Genomic DNA, 17300 nt, shown 5'->3' with positions numbered 1-17300 from the left:
GTATAAAAGAAAGTTAGTAATTAATTTAAAATTATTTATATTTTCCTGTTGACACCCATTCGAATTCACGTATAATACGCCACCACTGAGCGACGAACAGTTTACAAACAAGTAAAACAAGTTACGAAGCTTAGAAAGAATTAAAATAAAGCTTGACAGAGTAAAACAAAACGTATTACAATATCAAGCTCACCAAATGATAGACGATATCTTTGGTACATTAAATAACAACAAACACAAGAACAACTTGTGTGGATTTTCACTTAGGGCGATAAAATTAAGACTTTAATTAATTTGTATTGTCAGAGTGAAGATACTCGTAAGTTTATTTGAGCAAAGACAGTATAAATAATTGAGTCAACAAATTAAATCTATTGACACCGCGTAGCGGTGACAATAGATAGAAAGATTAAACTGAAGAGTTTGATCATGGCTCAGATTGAACGCTGGCGGCAGGCTTAACACATGCAAGTCGAACGATGAAACTCTAGCTTGCTAGAGATGATTAGTGGCGGACGGGTGAGTAACATTTAGGAATCTGCCTAGTAGTGGGGGATAGCTCGGGGAAACTCGAATTAATACCGCATACGACCTACGGGTGAAAGGGGGCGCAAGCTCTTGCTATTAGATGAGCCTAAATCAGATTAGCTAGTTGGTGGGGTAAAGGCCCACCAAGGCGACGATCTGTAACTGGTCTGAGAGGATGATCAGTCACACCGGAACTGAGACACGGTCCGGACTCCTACGGGAGGCAGCAGTGGGGAATATTGGACAATGGGGGCAACCCTGATCCAGCCATGCCGCGTGTGTGAAGAAGGCCTTTTGGTTGTAAAGCACTTTAAGCAGGGAGGAGAGGCTAATGGTTAATACCCATTAGATTAGACGTTACCTGCAGAATAAGCACCGGCTAACTCTGTGCCAGCAGCCGCGGTAATACAGAGGGTGCGAGCGTTAATCGGAATTACTGGGCGTAAAGCGAGTGTAGGTGGCTCATTAAGTCACATGTGAAATCCCCGGGCTTAACCTGGGAACTGCATGTGATACTGGTGGTGCTAGAATATGTGAGAGGGAAGTAGAATTCCAGGTGTAGCGGTGAAATGCGTAGAGATCTGGAGGAATACCGATGGCGAAGGCAGCTTCCTGGCATAATATTGACACTGAGATTCGAAAGCGTGGGTAGCAAACAGGATTAGATACCCTGGTAGTCCACGCCGTAAACGATGTCTACTAGCCGTTGGGGTCCTTGAGACTTTAGTGGCGCAGTTAACGCGATAAGTAGACCGCCTGGGGAGTACGGCCGCAAGGTTAAAACTCAAATGAATTGACGGGGGCCCGCACAAGCGGTGGAGCATGTGGTTTAATTCGATGCAACGCGAAGAACCTTACCTGGTCTTGACATAGTGAGAATCTCTCAGAGATGAGAGAGTGCCTTCGGGAACTCACATACAGGTGCTGCATGGCTGTCGTCAGCTCGTGTCGTGAGATGTTGGGTTAAGTCCCGCAACGAGCGCAACCCTTTTCCTTATTTGCCAGCGGGTTAAGCCGGGAACTTTAAGGATACTGCCAGTGACAAACTGGAGGAAGGCGGGGACGACGTCAAGTCATCATGGCCCTTACGACCAGGGCTACACACGTGCTACAATGGTAGGTACAGAGGGTTGCTACACAGCGATGTGATGCTAATCTCAAAAAGCCTATCGTAGTCCGGATTGGAGTCTGCAACTCGACTCCATGAAGTCGGAATCGCTAGTAATCGCAGATCAGAATGCTGCGGTGAATACGTTCCCGGGCCTTGTACACACCGCCCGTCACACCATGGGAGTCTATTGCACCAGAAGTAGGTAGCCTAACGAAAGAGGGCGCTTACCACGGTGTGGTCGATGACTGGGGTGAAGTCGTAACAAGGTAGCCGTAGGGGAACCTGCGGCTGGATCACCTCCTTAACTAAAGCACTAAGTGAGAATTCACAGCAAGTTGTTCTTGTGTATAAATAAGCTAATAATCGTTAATCTACAGCAGCGCAAATAGCAAGGCTAAGACTAAAATCCTTAGCAAAGGATTTTAGCTCGAACCTAAAATTGCGATGCAATTTTTTAACGGTTCTCGGGGTCTATAGCTCAGTTGGTTAGAGCACTGCCTTGATAAGGCAGGGGTCATAAGTTCAAGTCTTATTAGACCCACCATTTAACCAGAGGTTAAATGCTTTAGAATTTACTTGGTAAATTCTCTTGCACTCGGGCAAAGCGATGCTTTGCTGATCCTTGCTCAGGGGCCATAGCTCAGTTGGTAGAGCGCCTGCCTTGCACGCAGGAGGTCAGGAGTTCGACTCTCCTTGGCTCCACCATAATTAGCTTAACGTAATAAAGCAGACAGAGTAATTTAGTAAGTGTATTAAGAGATTACTTCAATCTGTTTTATCAGAAATCACGACCTGACGAGGGTCTGATAATTCAATAACAACATAGAGAAATGAGTCTGGGTTAATTATCAAGTTCCAACGAAGATAATTAACCTTAGTAATCAGCCAATCAGACCCAAAGAAATGATTGGAACAACTGATTACTTAAAAGTAAAGAGAACTGAATCAAGCGTAAACATAGGTGAAGATCGTTACCATTACCTATACGACCCTTTAGGGTTGTATAGTCAAGTAATGAAGTGCACATGGTGGATGCCTTGGCAGTCAGAGGCGATGAAAGACGTGACAGCCTGCGAAAAGCGTCGGGGAGGCGGCAATATCCTGTGATCCGGCGATATCTGAATGGGGAAACCCACTTGTCATAAGACAGGTATCGTAAATTTATTTACGAGGCAAACCGGGAGAAGTGAAACATCTCAGTAACCCGAGGAAAAGACATCAATAGAGATTCCCCTAGTAGCGGCGAGCGAACGGGGAGGAGCCGACGAGTTTTAGTGTAGAAGAAAGGTTTGGAAAGGCCTACTGTAAAGGGTGATAGTCCCGTATTCGAAACACTTTAATGAGCATATTAAGTAGGGCGGAACACGAGAAATTCTGTCTGAAGATGGGGGGACCATCCTCCAAGGCTAAATACTCCTGACTGACCGATAGTGAACCAGTACCGTGAGGGAAAGGCGAAAAGAACCCCTGTGAGGGGAGTGAAATAGAACCTGAAACCGTGTGCATACAAGCAGTCGGAGCATCATTTATGATGTGACGGCGTACCTTTTGTATAATGGGTCAGCGACTTATATTCTGTAGCAAGGTTAACCGAATAGGGGAGCCGTAGGGAAACCGAGTCTTAATAGGGCGTCTAGTTGCAGGGTATAGACCCGAAACCGAGTGATCTATCCATGAGCAGGTTGAAAGTGACGTAACAGTTACCGGAGGACCGAACCCACTGTCGTTGAAAAGCCAGGGGATGACTTGTGGATAGGGGTGAAAGGCTAATCAAACTCGGTGATAGCTGGTTCTCCCCGAAAGCTATTTAGGTAGCGCCTCGGACGAACACCATTGGGGGTAGAGCACTGTTTCGGCTAGGGGGTCATCTCGACTTACCAAACCGATGCAAACTCCGAATACCGATGAGTGATATCCGGGAGACAGACGGCGGGTGCTAACGTCCGTCGTCAAGAGGGAAACAACCCAGACCGCCAGCTAAGGCCCCAAATTCCTAGTTAAGTGGGAAACGATGTGGGAAGGCACAGACAGCTAGGAGGTTGGCTTAGAAGCAGCCATCCTTTAAAGAAAGCGTAATAGCTCACTAGTCGAGTCGGCCTGCGCGGAAGATGTAACGGGGCTCAAACTAGGAGCCGAAGCTGCGGATTTAATTGTTTCAATTAAGTGGTAGGGGAGCATTGTGTAAGCCTGTGAAGGTGTGTTGTAAAGCATGCTGGAGGTATCACAAGAGCGAATGCTGACGTGAGTAACGACAATGCGAGTGAAAAGCTCGCACGCCGGAAGACCAAGGGTTCCAGTCCAACGTTAATCGGGGCTGGGTGAGTCGACCCCTAAGGCGAGGCCGAAAGGCGTAGTCGATGGGAAATCGGTTAATATTCCGATACTTGTTTATGATGCGATGGAGGGACGGAGAAGGTTATGCCAGCTTGGCGATGGTTGTCCAAGTGGAAGGATGTAGTTAGACTTAGTAGGCAAATCCGCTAGGTTATTAATGAGATCTGATAGCAAGCTGTACTTGTACAGCGAAGTGGCAAATACCCTGCTTCCAGGAAAAGCTTCTAAGCGATAGTCATAAAGAAATCGTACCCTAAACCGACACAGGTGGTCAGGTAGAGAATACCAAGGCGCTTGAGAGAACTCTGCTGAAGGAACTAGGCAAAATGGTACCGTAACTTCGGGAGAAGGTACGCTGCCGATGGTGAGTAGACATGCTCTACAAAGCTATTGGCAGTCGCAGATACCAGGCCGCTGCAACTGTTTATTAAAAACACAGCACTCTGCAAACACGAAAGTGGACGTATAGGGTGTGATGCCTGCCCGGTGCTGGAAGGTTAATTGATGGGGTTAGCGTAAGCGAAGCTCTTGATCGAAGCCCCAGTAAACGGCGGCCGTAACTATAACGGTCCTAAGGTAGCGAAATTCCTTGTCGGGTAAGTTCCGACCTGCACGAATGGCATAATGATGGCGGCGCTGTCTCCAGCAGAGACTCAGTGAAATCGAAATCGCAGTGAAGATGCTGTGTACCCGCGGCTAGACGGAAAGACCCCGTGAACCTTTACTACAGCTTTACATTGAACTTTGACCTTACCTGTGTAGGATAGGTGGGAGGCTTTGAAGCAGGCACGCCAGTGTCTGTGGAGCCATCCTTGAAATACCACCCTGGTAATGTTGGGGTTCTAACTCAAGCTTAACAGAGCTGAGGACAATGTATGGTGGGTAGTTTGACTGGGGCGGTCTCCTCCTAAAGAGTAACGGAGGAGTACGAAGGTGCGCTCAGAACGGTCGGAAATCGTTCGAAGAGTATAAAGGCAAAAGCGCGCTTAACTGCGAGACCCACAAGTCGAGCAGATACGAAAGTAGGTCTTAGTGATCCGGTGGTTCTGTATGGAAGGGCCATCGCTCAACGGATAAAAGGTACTCTGGGGATAACAGGCTGATACCGCCCAAGAGTTCATATCGACGGCGGTGTTTGGCACCTCGATGTCGGCTCATCTCATCCTGGGGCTGAAGCAGGTCCCAAGGGTATGGCTGTTCGCCATTTAAAGAGGTACGCGAGCTGGGTTTAGAACGTCGTGAGACAGTTCGGTCCCTATCTACCGTGGGCGTTGGAAATTTGAGAGGATCTGCTCCTAGTACGAGAGGACCAGAGTGGACGAACCTCTGGTGTTTCGGTTGTGACGCCAGTCGCATTGCCGAGTAGCTATGTTCGGATGGGATAACCGCTGAAAGCATCTAAGCGGGAAGCCCACCTTAAGATTAGATTTCCCTAAAGAGCCGTTGTAGACTACGACGTTGATAGGTTGGGTGTGGAAGCACAGCGATGTGTGTAGCTAACCAATACTAATTGCTCGTTTGGCTTGACTATACAACGCCTAAATGGCTTTGTAGGTAATAACGATTATCACCTCGCTTGATATAGCTGATACTTTACTTTTAAATTAACTCATTCCTCTATCCCCCTTTGCTGACGATAATAGCTTGGAGGTCCCACCTGATCCCTTCCCGAACTCAGAAGTGAAACTCCAATGCGCCAATGGTAGTGTGGTTCGCCCATGTGAGAGTAGGTCATCGTCAGCTCCCTATACCAACCCCCCTTACATAAGTAAGGGGGGTGTTGCTTTGGGGTTTTCCGAATACCACACAAGATTTAGATGGTTTATATTTAAAAAATTGGGGTGAAAGCATTCTAATGAAAGATTCCACCTTAAACATCTACCCTCAAATCAGTCAATTTTTTCTACATTAACTTTCATATCTTTTAACTCAAATGGCGCGAAGAAAGTCGCAAAAGCAACATCCGCAGCATCCCTTCCATAACCTAAGATCACACGACCGCCTTTGGGCGATGATTGCGTTGCGTCAAATGTGTACCATCGCTCGCCAATAAAAACCTCATACCATGCATGTAAGTCCATTGGGTCAAGTTGATATAAGTAGCCAACCACCATGCGAGCCGGCATATCTAATGCCCGTGACAGACTAATACCCAAATGGGCAAAATCACGACAAACGCCTTTTTTATGTTGCCAAGTGTCTAGTGCTGTGGTGTCTGCTGTACTGCTACCATATTGGTAAGTAAAGTTTTGGTGAATATAGGTGCAAATTGCCGCTGCTTTGTCATAACCGTCGGCAAAATCTTGGGTTATCATTTGGGCTTCTTGAAGTAGAAATTCTGGCAGACAATAGCGACTGGGCAGCAAATATACCATTGTATCTGAAGGCAGATGCTCAATCGGTGTTTTTGGCATACCGGGTGCGACATCTATCCATTCGCTGGTGCATAGCTCAACTGTTAGGCGAACTTGGTAATCCCCCATCGGAAATAAAACCCTATCACATAAGTTACCAAAGTTATCGTTATAGCTTGTAACTGCTAGGGGTGGCGTGACTTGCCATTCTTCTTGAATGATCTGCTGTGCTAACCCTGATTGCGGTCGTAATAGGAACACTGCAGGGGTTGGCTGGGAAAAGTAATAATCGAGTTGGCAAGTGGCGCGTAATTTCATCATAGATTTTTCATCAAATAAGGTGACAACACTAACTAAAAATTGCAAGGTGGAGTGATTGCTGCAAAAAAATAGCAGAAGGCTTAGAATTTATGCCATTATCATTAAAATGGCAATCAATATTTATAGATTTTATTTCCACTTAAATTCTCATAATTTAAAGCTTGTTTATCAAGGGCTATCAATGCTCGTGGCAGTAGATATTGTGAAAATTCTAGGATTAATCTATGGTAGAATGAGAAAATTTTTTATAACCCAATGACCACCATGACATCACCTAGTTCAAATCAGCGTCCTGATAAATTTGCTAGCTATTTAGAAGGATATGCCGCGCAGACCAAGGGAAAAACAGGGCTCAAGCGTATCATCAATGCCGTAGGTTACTCAAAAGATGGTTTGGTTGCGGCGTATCAAAATGAAGCGGCTTTTCGACAGGTTGCATGGCTCAATAGCATTTTATTAATTGCGTTGATTTTTTTACCTTTTATGATGCCGATTAAAATGATACTGGTGTTTTCATCGTTTTTTTCTCTTATCGTTGAGTTGTTTAATACCGGTATTGAAGCGTCAATTGACCATACATCGACAGAACGTCATCCGCTGGCAAAGATTGGTAAAGATGTAGGTTCTGCCGCGCAGCTATTAGCCTTGACGATGCTGTTTTTGTTATGGATGATGGCGTTATATACGACTTTTATTAATTTCTATTAATCAATGATGTGCTAATTTTGCAATTAAGTAGAACCAATTTTCTATGAGCATCTATATCGGAACAGGGGGATACAGTGATACGGATTTTTTGGGAATCCTATATCCTGCTGACACCAAAAAAACTGAATTTTTAACCGAGTATAGTCGTCATTATGCCACTGTTGAAATCAATAGTAGCTTCTATGCGCCTTTAGGTCGAAAAGCGTATGAAGGTATGCTCAAAAAATCCAACGGAAAGCTAAAATTTTCGATTAAGATTCACCAAGATTTTACCCACCGATTAACCGCCACTGCAGAGACCGCGCAAGCTTTTTTGCAGGCAATTGAACCTATTTTAGCGGCAGATTGCTTGGCTGCGTTATTGATTCAATTTCCGCATGGTTTTGATAGAACGGTGGCACATCGTCAGTATTTGGCAACCTTAACCAGTTGGTTTGATGGGTTACCATTGGCGATAGAGTTTCGCCACCAAAGCTGGCATATCCCGCAAGTTTATGCCAGTTTTCAGCAGCAAAATTTGATTTGGTGTAGTGTGGACTATCCAAATATCCATGGTTTACCGCCCAGTCGGCTGTTGTTTACTAGCCGCATCGGTTATTTACGCATGCATGGGCAAAACTTAGACTGGTGGGATGCCCATTCGGCGGCCGAGCGGCATGATTATCGCTACAGGAATGCAGAAATGCAAGCTTGGGCAAAGACGATTGCCAATCAACAGGCCAATTTTGATACTTTGTATATTTACTTTGAAAATACGGTAAAAGGTCACGCGGTGTATAATATTGAGATGCTCACACAAGCGCTCATGACCGAAGGTATGCCAGTCGTCAGTCCGTTGGTAGTGAATGATGAATAAGTAAACAGCCACTATCAACAAAATCATTCACTTGAAAATGTAATTTTTGCTATCATAAACAGTTTTACTTTTCATCATTTAAATTTCTAATTTGGAAGCATGGTTAAGCGGTATGACTGATTTTGCGATTGGACAACGTTATCTGTCGGATACAGAGAATGAATTGGGGCTGGGCGTCGTCGTGCTCGTTGATGAACGCTGCGTGCATATTTTGTTCCCGCAAAGTGAAGAAACGCGTGTGTATGCCAAGACATCGGCGCCTTTGTCGCGTGTGACTTTCAAAGCAGGGGATACCATACACGACCAAGATGGCGCATCGTATGTGGTCAGCGATTTTGAAGAAACCAATGGCGTCTATAAATACTCGGTTGAAGGTCATGACCGTGCGATTATGGAAACCCGCCTTGCGGCTAATATTAATTTGGCAAAACCCCTTGAGCGGTTGCTCGCCAGTCGTATTCACCAAAATGATTGGTACGAACTGCGCCAAGAGCTACTGCGTACCCAAGCCTATTTGGCATCTCATCCATTAAGAGGCTTGATGGGTGCACGTGTCGATGTTATTGAGCACCAGCTGTATATCGCCCATGAAGTCGGTAAACGTATCGCCCCGCGTGTCCTGCTCGCTGATGAAGTAGGGCTTGGCAAGACGATTGAAGCGGGTCTAATTATTCATCAGCAACTCATCACCGGCAAATCTGAGCGTATTTTGATTTTGGTACCTGATAGTTTGCAGTACCAATGGATGATTGAAATGCGTCGCCGTTTCAATCTTGAGTTTGCGATTTTTGATTTGGTCAGAACCGCAGCGATTGCAGAGCATGGCCCTGAGCAAAATCCCTTTACCACTGAGCAGTTGATTATTGCCAGTATCGATTTGCTACTTGACCATGAAGATTTGCATGAAAAAGCCTTGGAAGCGGGGTTTGATTTGTTGGTTGTGGATGAAGCGCACCATCTGCATTGGGACAGTGAACAGGGGGGTAATGACAAATATGATTTGGTTGAAGATTTGGCCGAACAAACCGCAGGTGTGTTGTTACTCACAGCAACCCCTGAGCAGTTAGGTTTAGAAAGCCATTTTGCGCGGTTACGATTGTTAGATCCCAATCGTTTTAATGATTTGGACGACTTTATCGATGCAGAAGAAAATTTTGCGCAAACCGCAGCAATTGCTGAGGTGTTATTGAGTGACCAATCGCTGTCAGATAAGCAAAAATCAGCATTAGCCCAGTTGTTAGGTCATGACATCAGTGATGATGAGCAAGGTCGTGCGCGCGCCATCAATGAATTGTTAGATCGTCATGGTACTGGTCGTGTGCTATTTCGCAATACCCGTGAGAGCGTGTCTGAGCTTATTTCTGGCTTCAAAGGTCGGCGCTCAATGGCGTACCCGCTGCCGCTACCGATAAGTTGGCAAGACAGCTATCACACCCAAGGTAAATTGCGCGAACAATTATGGCCAGAAGAGTTACAGCCCGATGGCAGTTGGCTGGAACAAGACCCGCGAGTGCCTTGGCTGGTTGACTTGCTTAAAAACACCTTAAAACATCAAAAGGTGCTGCTGATTGCGCGCAGTGGGGCAACGGTTGAGAGTTTAGAGGCAGTATTACGATTGCATGCGGGCATTAAAACCGCGATTTTTACTGAGCAAATGACTCTACTGGAGCGCGACCAAGCGGCGGCATATTTTGCCGATATTGAAGGCGCGCAAGTATTGTTGGCTTCTGAAATTGGCTCTGAGGGGCGTAATTTTCAATTTGCCAGCGATTTGGTGTTGTTTGATTTGCCCGCCAATCCTGACACATTAGAGCAGCGGATTGGTCGTCTCGATCGGATTGGCCAGCAAAACGAGATTACCATTCATATGCCTTTCGTCGAAGGCACGGCAACTGAACGTATGTACCGCTGGTATAACGAAGCGCTAAATATTTTTAACCAAATCTCACCCACGGCGCAAACCGTTCAAGAGCAGTTTATTGTGGATTTAAAACCGCTGCTTGAAGGGCAAAAAGTCGAAGATGATGGTCAAGAAATTACTTTAGATCAGTTGATTGAAGAAGGCAACGCCCAGCGCCTCGCACTAGAAGCAGCCATGCAAGCAGGGCGTGACAGACTGCTTGAATACAATTCTTGTCGCCCGCGTGTCGCCAGTAAAATCGCTTACACTATGCGTGATTTTGATGATACCCACATGTTGCCACGTTTGTTTGAACGCTTTATGTCGTCCATCAATATGGAATATAGTGGACAGCGTGATGGCTCATTGATGCTGCATCCTAGCGATGAAGTGCAAGTGCAAGGACTGGCAGTCCCCGAAGATGGTATGACCTTGACCTTTGAGCGTGACCAAGCGTTACTACGCGAAGACATGGAATTCATGACTTATGAGCATCCTTTGATGCAAAGTATCTTTGAAACGGTCAACGCAGGCACGTTTGGTAATACCACGGTTGCAACTTTACAAAGTAATGCCATGCCTGAAGGACTGGTCTTGGTTGAAGTCAATTTTCGTGTTGAAGCGATTGCACCAAAGCTCCTTAATTTACCCGCATTTTTGCCAAAGCCGCTCATTCGGGTGTTTTTAAGCCAGCAAGGGACTGATTTTAGCGATAAAATTGCGCCTGATATGATTGTGTCGCATATTCATCGTTTGGATAAAACCCGTGCGCGTCAAGTCATCAAAGCGCGTAAAGACATCATCGAAATGCGCTATGAGCAAGCGGTAGCATTGGCAAACCAGCAATTACCTGCGATAAGTGAGCAAGCCAAAGAGGTATTTAATCAGCGCTATGAGCGTGAAGTTGAGCGCCTGCAATATTTGCAATCCATCAATCCGAATGTACGAGACGCAGAAATCAATCAATTAAAACGTTTACAAGAACAGGGCTTACATGCACTGGGTCATTTATCCTTAATTCCTGATAGTATCCGTGTGCTAGTCGCTGTCAAGCCCGCTTAATTGTTTTGAATTTAGGTTAATTTAGGTTAAAGGTCAGCTTATATTAGGCTGACCTTTGTTATAGGTTTGCATTTTTTGGTTAAGACCAGTTACCAGGTCTAGTTATCAGGTCTAGTTAGCAAAGCTAGTTATTTACCTCTCAGGATTCACCACACTTATACTAAATTTAAGTCCGATACTAAGCAGTACAATCGCCAGTGGCAACAGCACCATCGCAATGCGTTGGGTTTTATACCTGACAAGCGGCTCCTTACTGACTTTAGATAATAAAAAACATAGCATACCCGCGACCAATGTCAAAATCCCTACGCCCAAACAAAGAAAACCTAAATAATTCATCTGTTTACCCATTACCTATACTGATATGTTTGACTGGTTTAAATAACACCACGACCCATCGATATTTGTTGAAACATGATTGTTACCTCAAACAACTTTGATTATAATCTAACAAGACTCATAGGACATGAGATTTATTTTTAGCCGCAATACAAGGATGGTGAGATGAGTGGCTCAACGATACAGAATTTGGACATACGACATCTACACCAGCCCCCGTTTGATACCCTAAGCGCTCAGCAGCGAACCCATCTGCAGCAGCACAGTAAAATCGTCTATTTGGACAACTTGCAGCCTATACCTGCGGGATGGCAAGGGGATTTTTTTATTATCCTTAAAGGCTTTGTTCATCAATTACAAGGCGATGCGTTGATTTCTACCTTAAATGCAGGCGATTGGTTTGATACTAAGGTCAGGCAAAACGGCGTGTTCAACTTTATCACCCAGCAGCAAACTTTGATGTACCGTATCGATGGGCAAGTGCTAAGTGCAATCACTGAGCAAAATCCCACCTTAAAAAACGCCTTGTTTGCCGATGTCGCTGCCCGTCTTAACCATCACCAAGCCCGCCTTGCCCAAAGTGAAAGTCAAAAACTGCTATATCAACCGATTGCCAATTTGGGACAGCATATCAAACCGCCGCATTTTGTCGATGATACGGCAACGCTATACGATGCCACGATGGCGATGAACCAATTTGACATCAAGCATATTTTGGTTAAGTCACAAGCGCGAATGACCGAAACGGAGCGTGACAAACTCATCGCACAAGGCGTGGAAAAATCCACCATTGCAGCGTATGTCGAGCGCATCGGTATTTTTACCCAAACCGATGTATGCCGAGCGATTGGACAAAAAGTTGATTTTGCAAGCACGCCCGTGCTGGACTTTACCAATTTTAAAATCCATACCGTGCATCAATCGCAAGATGTCAGTGAAGCCTTGCTAACCATGCTACAAACTCGTACCCACCGTTTACCCATTATTGACAGTCAAGGTCAAATCATTGGGATTTTGGGGCAAACTGAATTACTGAGCTTTTTAACCAACCATTCTAATCTTATTGTTGCTCGTATTGAGCAAGCGCAGAGCTTAGAGGATGTTGCGGTGGCGGTGGAATTGATTGGTAAATTTATCCGTGAGCAGCACGCCAGCGGCATCAAAATCCATGTTATCAGCCGTATGGTGCAAAGCTTGAATTTACAAGTGTTCGCCAAGGTGTGGCAGCTGATTGTGCCTGCTATCACCTTCTACAATACCTGTCTGTTTGTGATGGGCTCAGAAGGGCGGGGTGAACAAATCTTGCGTACTGACCAAGACAACGCGCTAATTATCCGCAATGGTTTTAAAGATGACACTCTGCCCAGCTATGCCGCGCAGTTCAATGAGGCATTGGCAAACATGGGTTATCCCTATTGTGATGGCAAGATTATGCTTAGCAACGAGCGTTGGCGAAAAACTTCAACCGCCTTTGAAAAACAAATCACCGCATGGTACGTGAGTGGCAGTAGTGAAGATATGATGTGGCTTGCGACCTTAGTCGATGCGCATTTTGTTTGCGGCGATATTAAGCTTTTTGAGCAGCTGCAAAAACACTGGCAAGTCAGCGCAAAAAATGTGGCGACTAGCAACTTTATCAACCGTTTCGCCAAACCGATTCTACAATTTGGCGATAGTAGTGGTTGGTGGCAAAAATTTGTCGGTGGCAGTGAAACCGATATTGACCTAAAAAAAGCAGGGATATTCCCGATTGTCCATGGCGTGCGAGCCTTGTCATTGGAATATCATATCACTGAGACCAATACCAGAAGCCGGCTGCAACAGCTGGCACAGCAACACGTGCTAGATGACACCATGGCGCAAAATCTGGCAGAAGCACTGGATTTTTTTATGGCAAAACGACTGGATGTGGCATTGACCACCCAGGATAGAACAGCGCGAGCGGTAAATCCCAATCACTTATCAGCACTGGAAAAAGATTTGTTAAAAGAATGTTTGGCGATGGTCAAAGATTTTAAAACCTTTATTACCCATCATTATCGCCTAGATATTTTTTAATTGGAGATATTTTTTAATTGGAGATATTTTTAACTAAATAGATAGTGTTAATTGCTTAGAGAAAAGCCATGTTTCATCGCATCAAAAATCTGTTCGACGGTCAAAAACTTGAGCGACAAAAACAGCGGCTCAGCAAGCCTGAGTACGCCTATCTGTTTGATACCCCGCTATCTAAAGTCGCCAATGAGTGGGTGAGCCTAGATCTAGAAATGACCGGGCTAAATGCCAAACAAGATTATATTTTAAGTGTCGGTGCAGTACAGGTACGCAAAGAAAGTGACGGGTTTGTGATTGATACCGATAGCGCGCTGTCCTTGGTATGCCGTCCGCCTGTGATGCCCACCCACGACACCATTGTGATTCACGGATTAAGACCGATAGATGTTGACAATGGCTTATCGTATGACGAGATGCTCACCCAATTATTGCCAATGCTTAAAAACCGTCCCATAATTGGGTTTTGTGTGGACATGGACATGGCGTTTTTAAATGCCATTGCCAAACCGTTTTTGGGTGTGGAGCTGGCTAATAAACTTGTCGATGTCAGTCGCTTGTATCAACAAAATCAGCATCGACATGACCCCAGCCAAGTTGGGCAGTTACCACACCTTAATCAACTACTAGAAGAATACCAAATCCCGCGATTACCTGCCCATAATGCCTTGAATGATGCCATCATGACTGCCATGTTGTTTACCCACCTGATGAAGTCATAGCAGGCTTATGAAGCCATAAAAGCTAACCGACATAAAAAAACTCTCATCATGAGAGTTTTTTATTTAAAAATGACTTTATTTTTTACTAGCAGCGGCGTCTGCGCCTTTTGGCTTGATGCCTGCTTCCTCAGTTAATTGCATCAACATGGTACGGGCTTCTTCAGCGGATTTTTGCGCTTTTTCCATCGACTTAGCAATTTCTGGATTGGTCTCTGGGGTTGCCGTTGGTTTTTTGATTAAAGCCGCTGTACCCGCACGGCTATTGGTAATACTTTCAACCATTTTATCGCGGGTTTGTGCGACACGGGGGTCATTAAATTTTAATTTGTTGAGTGTGGCTTTTTGCAAATCTAACTGTGCCACCACTTCTTTAAAGAAAGCTTGTTGATCGGCAGGGGTTTTGGCGTTTTGCATTTTTTTCGCCATTTCTGCTTGTTTGGCTTGGGTATTGCGGTCAAGCTCGTTTAAGGTTTTAAATAACTGCGTCAAATCCGCTTTTAGGGCAAGATTGGGGGTCGCAGCCGCGGCATTTTTGGCGGCAACTGTAGGGGCGCTGCTAACATTGGCATTTTTTTCTGCAGTCGCTGGCGTAATGACAGTTGTCGTGATTGACGAATCTGTGGTGGTGACAGCAGCACTAGCAGGCGCGCTAGAGGTGGCTTGGGAAGTCGCCACAGGTGCGGTAGTCGTAGAGGTGGCCGTAGTCGTAGAGGTTGATGTGGTGGTGGTCATCGTTGCAGAAGCAGTGGTGGTCGCGGCTTTGTCATCTTTTTTTGAGCATGCAGATAACGCTAGCACAACACTGATAGCGCCTATGGTCATGGCAGAGGTGGCGGTAGATTTGTTTAACATAGAGTTTTTTTAACCTAAATAATTTTTTAATCTAAATAATTTTAATTTAAATAATTTTTTTCACCCAAATCAATGGGGTCAGAATCCTCAACTGAAGTTTGAGTCGGCAATAGCAGTGACTGAAATGTGGCAATTAGGCGACAGTTTAGCAAATATCTGAAAATTGAAATGTAGAGAATTGCAACAGAAGGCTACGGCAGTTTGTCTAAATGCCTTAATTTTAGCCGATTCGTTATGAAATCCAGTGGATTTTTATGACAAAAAGCGATAAGGTGGCAGCTTATTTTTGCCTAATAAGATTCGATACCTAGTATAGATTCGTTACATTGTTGCTGTTGTTATGAAAAATTCGCGCCAATCCGTGGGTGTGCAAACCCGCGCTACTCAATTATTGTCTTTAAAAACGGGTTTGTTGCTAGGGATGGCTTGTCTGTCCTTGGTGGGTCATACGTCAGATACCACACCAGTACCGCCAATACTCACTGATTTAGTGACCAAGCAAAGCCATGCAGTCATGGGTCAGCGCGATCCAGTCAACAAGCTACCTCAAGCGATTCAAGCCAAACTTGCCCAAGCCCATATTCCGACCGATAGCATGAGCATGGTGGTACAACCGTTAACGGACAATCCGCAAAATGCAGCGTCGACTGCGCCCCAAACGCCTTTGTTTAGTTATAATGCTGATGTGCCGCGCACCCCTGCATCTACGCAAAAACTGATTCCCACTTATGTGGCGCTCGATAGTTTGGGCAAAGATTTTGTTTGGCAAACCAAATTGTATCAGCATGGTTTTGTGTGGAAAGGCACGCTTTATGGTGATGTGATTGTGCAGGGCAGTGGCGACCCAAAACTGGAAAACGAGCGCTTGTACCAGCTGCTTGCCATGATTAAAGCACAGGGTATTAAGCAGGTGCAAGGCAATTTAATCATCGACAATCGCCAATTTGAAGGGGTGGATTTTGATGTTAACGCGTTTGATGGTAAAGGGTTACGCCCTTATAATGCCCAGCCCAATGCTTTATTGACCAATTTTGGTACAGTGGAAGTGGATTTAGTGCCACTGCCAAAACCCAATGCCACACCGGTCGTAAAGCCTAATACCAGTAGCGTCACGCGATCCACAACATCAGCTTCGACAGAGATCGACAATCCCGCGGCAAATCTCGAGCAAATCCAAACCAAACCCTCGATTAATCCCAAAGACGTAGTGGCGTATCAGGTCATCCTAAAGCCTGCACTGGCAAACTTTACTATGCCTACAACACTTAAAGCCAGTCAAGCGCCTTGTAATAGCAACCAAGATGATTGGATTGGGACATTGACGTCCACAGGGTTGAGCTTTCACCAAACCGCGTCCGCCTTCTGTGGTGAGCAAAAGCGCTATCTGACGTTTCCTGATGGGGATGTACTGGTCAAACAACAAATCATCGCCGATTGGCAAAAAATCTTGCCAAACTTTACAGGGAATATTGAATTTGCCAATCCTGCAGTGCCCTATATGCAGCAAGCCAAGGCGATACCGCAAGCGCTACCTTGGTATATGCGCTTATACCTAAAATACTTTGGCAAACCCCTGACCCCAAAATTGGTTGGCTATGTCGCCTCCAATCCATTGCACGAGCAAATCAAAGATATCAATCAGCACTCCAACAATGTGATGACGGAACAAATCGCCTTGTCGCTACCGCTGTATGCCGACAAGCAGCGTATCAGCACTTATCCAAAAACCTTTGCCTACATCCACCAGTGGTGGCAACAAAAGCTGCCGCAAGCACAGCCCCCAGTGATGACTAGAGCCTCAGGCTTATGCCGTGATTGCCGCGTGGCGCCCAATAGTATGTTAGCGCTGCTAACTCTTGCCTATCATTCACCCAATTTTACCGTATATCGTGATTCGTTGGGCGTGGCAGGCGAGTCAGGTACCATCAAAGCGCTGAAACTGCGCCAGCCAAATAACCCTGCGATTGGGCATGCTTGGATCAAAACAGGCACGCTCAATAATGTCACCAGCATGGCAGGCTATGTTCAAGGCAAATCAGGAAAATGGTATGCAGTGGTTGGGATGATTAATGCCGACAATGTCAAAAATAATAGCAATGCCAAAGCCGTGCTGGATGAAATGCTAGCGTGGACAGCGCTGCAGTGATTGGTTTGTGGTTGA

General features: G+C 45.4%; 9 protein-coding genes, 2 tRNA genes and 3 rRNA genes. 11 read left to right on the top strand and 3 right to left on the bottom strand.

Annotated elements, in window-relative coordinates; translation table 11 throughout:
- Positions 1-411: 411 nt before the first annotated feature.
- From ACAM39_RS09955 to rrf, 5 genes are all read left to right on the top strand, one after another.
- Positions 412-1943 (top strand): 16S ribosomal RNA (locus ACAM39_RS09955).
- A gap of 163 nt (positions 1944-2106) precedes the next feature.
- Positions 2107-2183: transfer RNA gene (locus ACAM39_RS09950), tRNA-Ile, on the top strand.
- 85 nt (positions 2184-2268) lie between these two features.
- A tRNA-Ala gene (locus ACAM39_RS09945) sits at positions 2269-2344 on the top strand.
- A gap of 300 nt (positions 2345-2644) precedes the next feature.
- Positions 2645-5504: ribosomal RNA gene (locus ACAM39_RS09940) — 23S ribosomal RNA — on the top strand.
- A gap of 98 nt (positions 5505-5602) precedes the next feature.
- Positions 5603-5716: ribosomal RNA gene (gene rrf, locus ACAM39_RS09935) — 5S ribosomal RNA — on the top strand.
- The 16S, 23S and 5S rRNA genes sit together here with 2 tRNA genes alongside, the layout of an rRNA operon.
- A 146-nt stretch (positions 5717-5862) precedes the next feature.
- Here rrf and ACAM39_RS09930 read toward each other — a convergent pair.
- Positions 5863-6648, bottom strand: a complete 786-nt coding sequence (locus ACAM39_RS09930; protein ID WP_369627566.1) for a transglutaminase-like domain-containing protein — start codon at positions 6646-6648, stop codon at positions 5863-5865.
- Positions 6649-6912: 264 nt separating this feature from the next.
- On the opposite strand from ACAM39_RS09930, the gene ACAM39_RS09925 reads away from it, so the two are divergent.
- The 3 genes from ACAM39_RS09925 (at position 6913) to rapA (ending at position 11174) form a co-directional block, all read left to right on the top strand.
- On the top strand, positions 6913-7356 hold the full coding sequence (locus ACAM39_RS09925) for a diacylglycerol kinase (protein WP_472828210.1): 444 nt from the start codon (positions 6913-6915) through the stop codon (positions 7354-7356).
- A 43-nt stretch (positions 7357-7399) separates the two neighbouring features.
- The gene (locus ACAM39_RS09920; RefSeq protein WP_369627564.1) at positions 7400-8212 is read left to right on the top strand and encodes a DUF72 domain-containing protein; all 813 of its coding nucleotides are present in this window, start codon (positions 7400-7402) and stop codon (positions 8210-8212) included.
- Between the two features lie 112 nt (positions 8213-8324).
- Positions 8325-11174, top strand: coding sequence for an RNA polymerase-associated protein RapA (gene rapA / locus ACAM39_RS09915; RefSeq protein WP_369627563.1), 2850 nt, complete (start codon positions 8325-8327; stop codon positions 11172-11174).
- Positions 11175-11306: 132 nt separating this feature from the next.
- On the opposite strand, the gene ACAM39_RS09910 is transcribed toward rapA, so the two are convergent.
- Entirely contained in the window at positions 11307-11513 is a 207-nt protein-coding gene (locus ACAM39_RS09910) for a hypothetical protein (RefSeq protein ID WP_369627562.1), read from the bottom strand.
- A gap of 165 nt (positions 11514-11678) precedes the next feature.
- Between ACAM39_RS09910 and ACAM39_RS09905 the strand changes: the two genes are divergently transcribed.
- The gene (locus tag ACAM39_RS09905) at positions 11679-13571 is read left to right on the top strand and encodes a putative nucleotidyltransferase substrate binding domain-containing protein (RefSeq protein WP_369627561.1); all 1893 of its coding nucleotides are present in this window, start codon (positions 11679-11681) and stop codon (positions 13569-13571) included.
- A 68-nt stretch (positions 13572-13639) separates the two neighbouring features.
- On the top strand, positions 13640-14287 hold the full coding sequence (locus tag ACAM39_RS09900; protein WP_369627560.1) for a 3'-5' exonuclease: 648 nt from the start codon (positions 13640-13642) through the stop codon (positions 14285-14287).
- Between the two features lie 75 nt (positions 14288-14362).
- Here the strand turns inward: ACAM39_RS09900 and ACAM39_RS09895 are convergent, their stop codons facing one another.
- Positions 14363-15139, bottom strand: coding sequence for a hypothetical protein (locus ACAM39_RS09895; RefSeq protein WP_369627559.1), 777 nt, complete (start codon positions 15137-15139; stop codon positions 14363-14365).
- 340 nt (positions 15140-15479) lie between these two features.
- Here ACAM39_RS09895 and ACAM39_RS09890 point away from each other — a divergent pair, with 340 nt between their 5' ends.
- The gene (locus tag ACAM39_RS09890; RefSeq protein WP_369627558.1) at positions 15480-17285 is read left to right on the top strand and encodes a D-alanyl-D-alanine carboxypeptidase/D-alanyl-D-alanine-endopeptidase; all 1806 of its coding nucleotides are present in this window, start codon (positions 15480-15482) and stop codon (positions 17283-17285) included.
- Positions 17286-17300 lie beyond the last annotated feature (15 nt).

It is taken from the genome of Moraxella sp. K02 (assembly GCF_041154755.1).
GTDB lineage: Bacteria > Pseudomonadota > Gammaproteobacteria > Pseudomonadales > Moraxellaceae > Faucicola.
The sequence above is the reverse complement of the archived record's forward strand: the minus strand, read 5'-3'. Positions and strand labels throughout refer to the sequence as shown.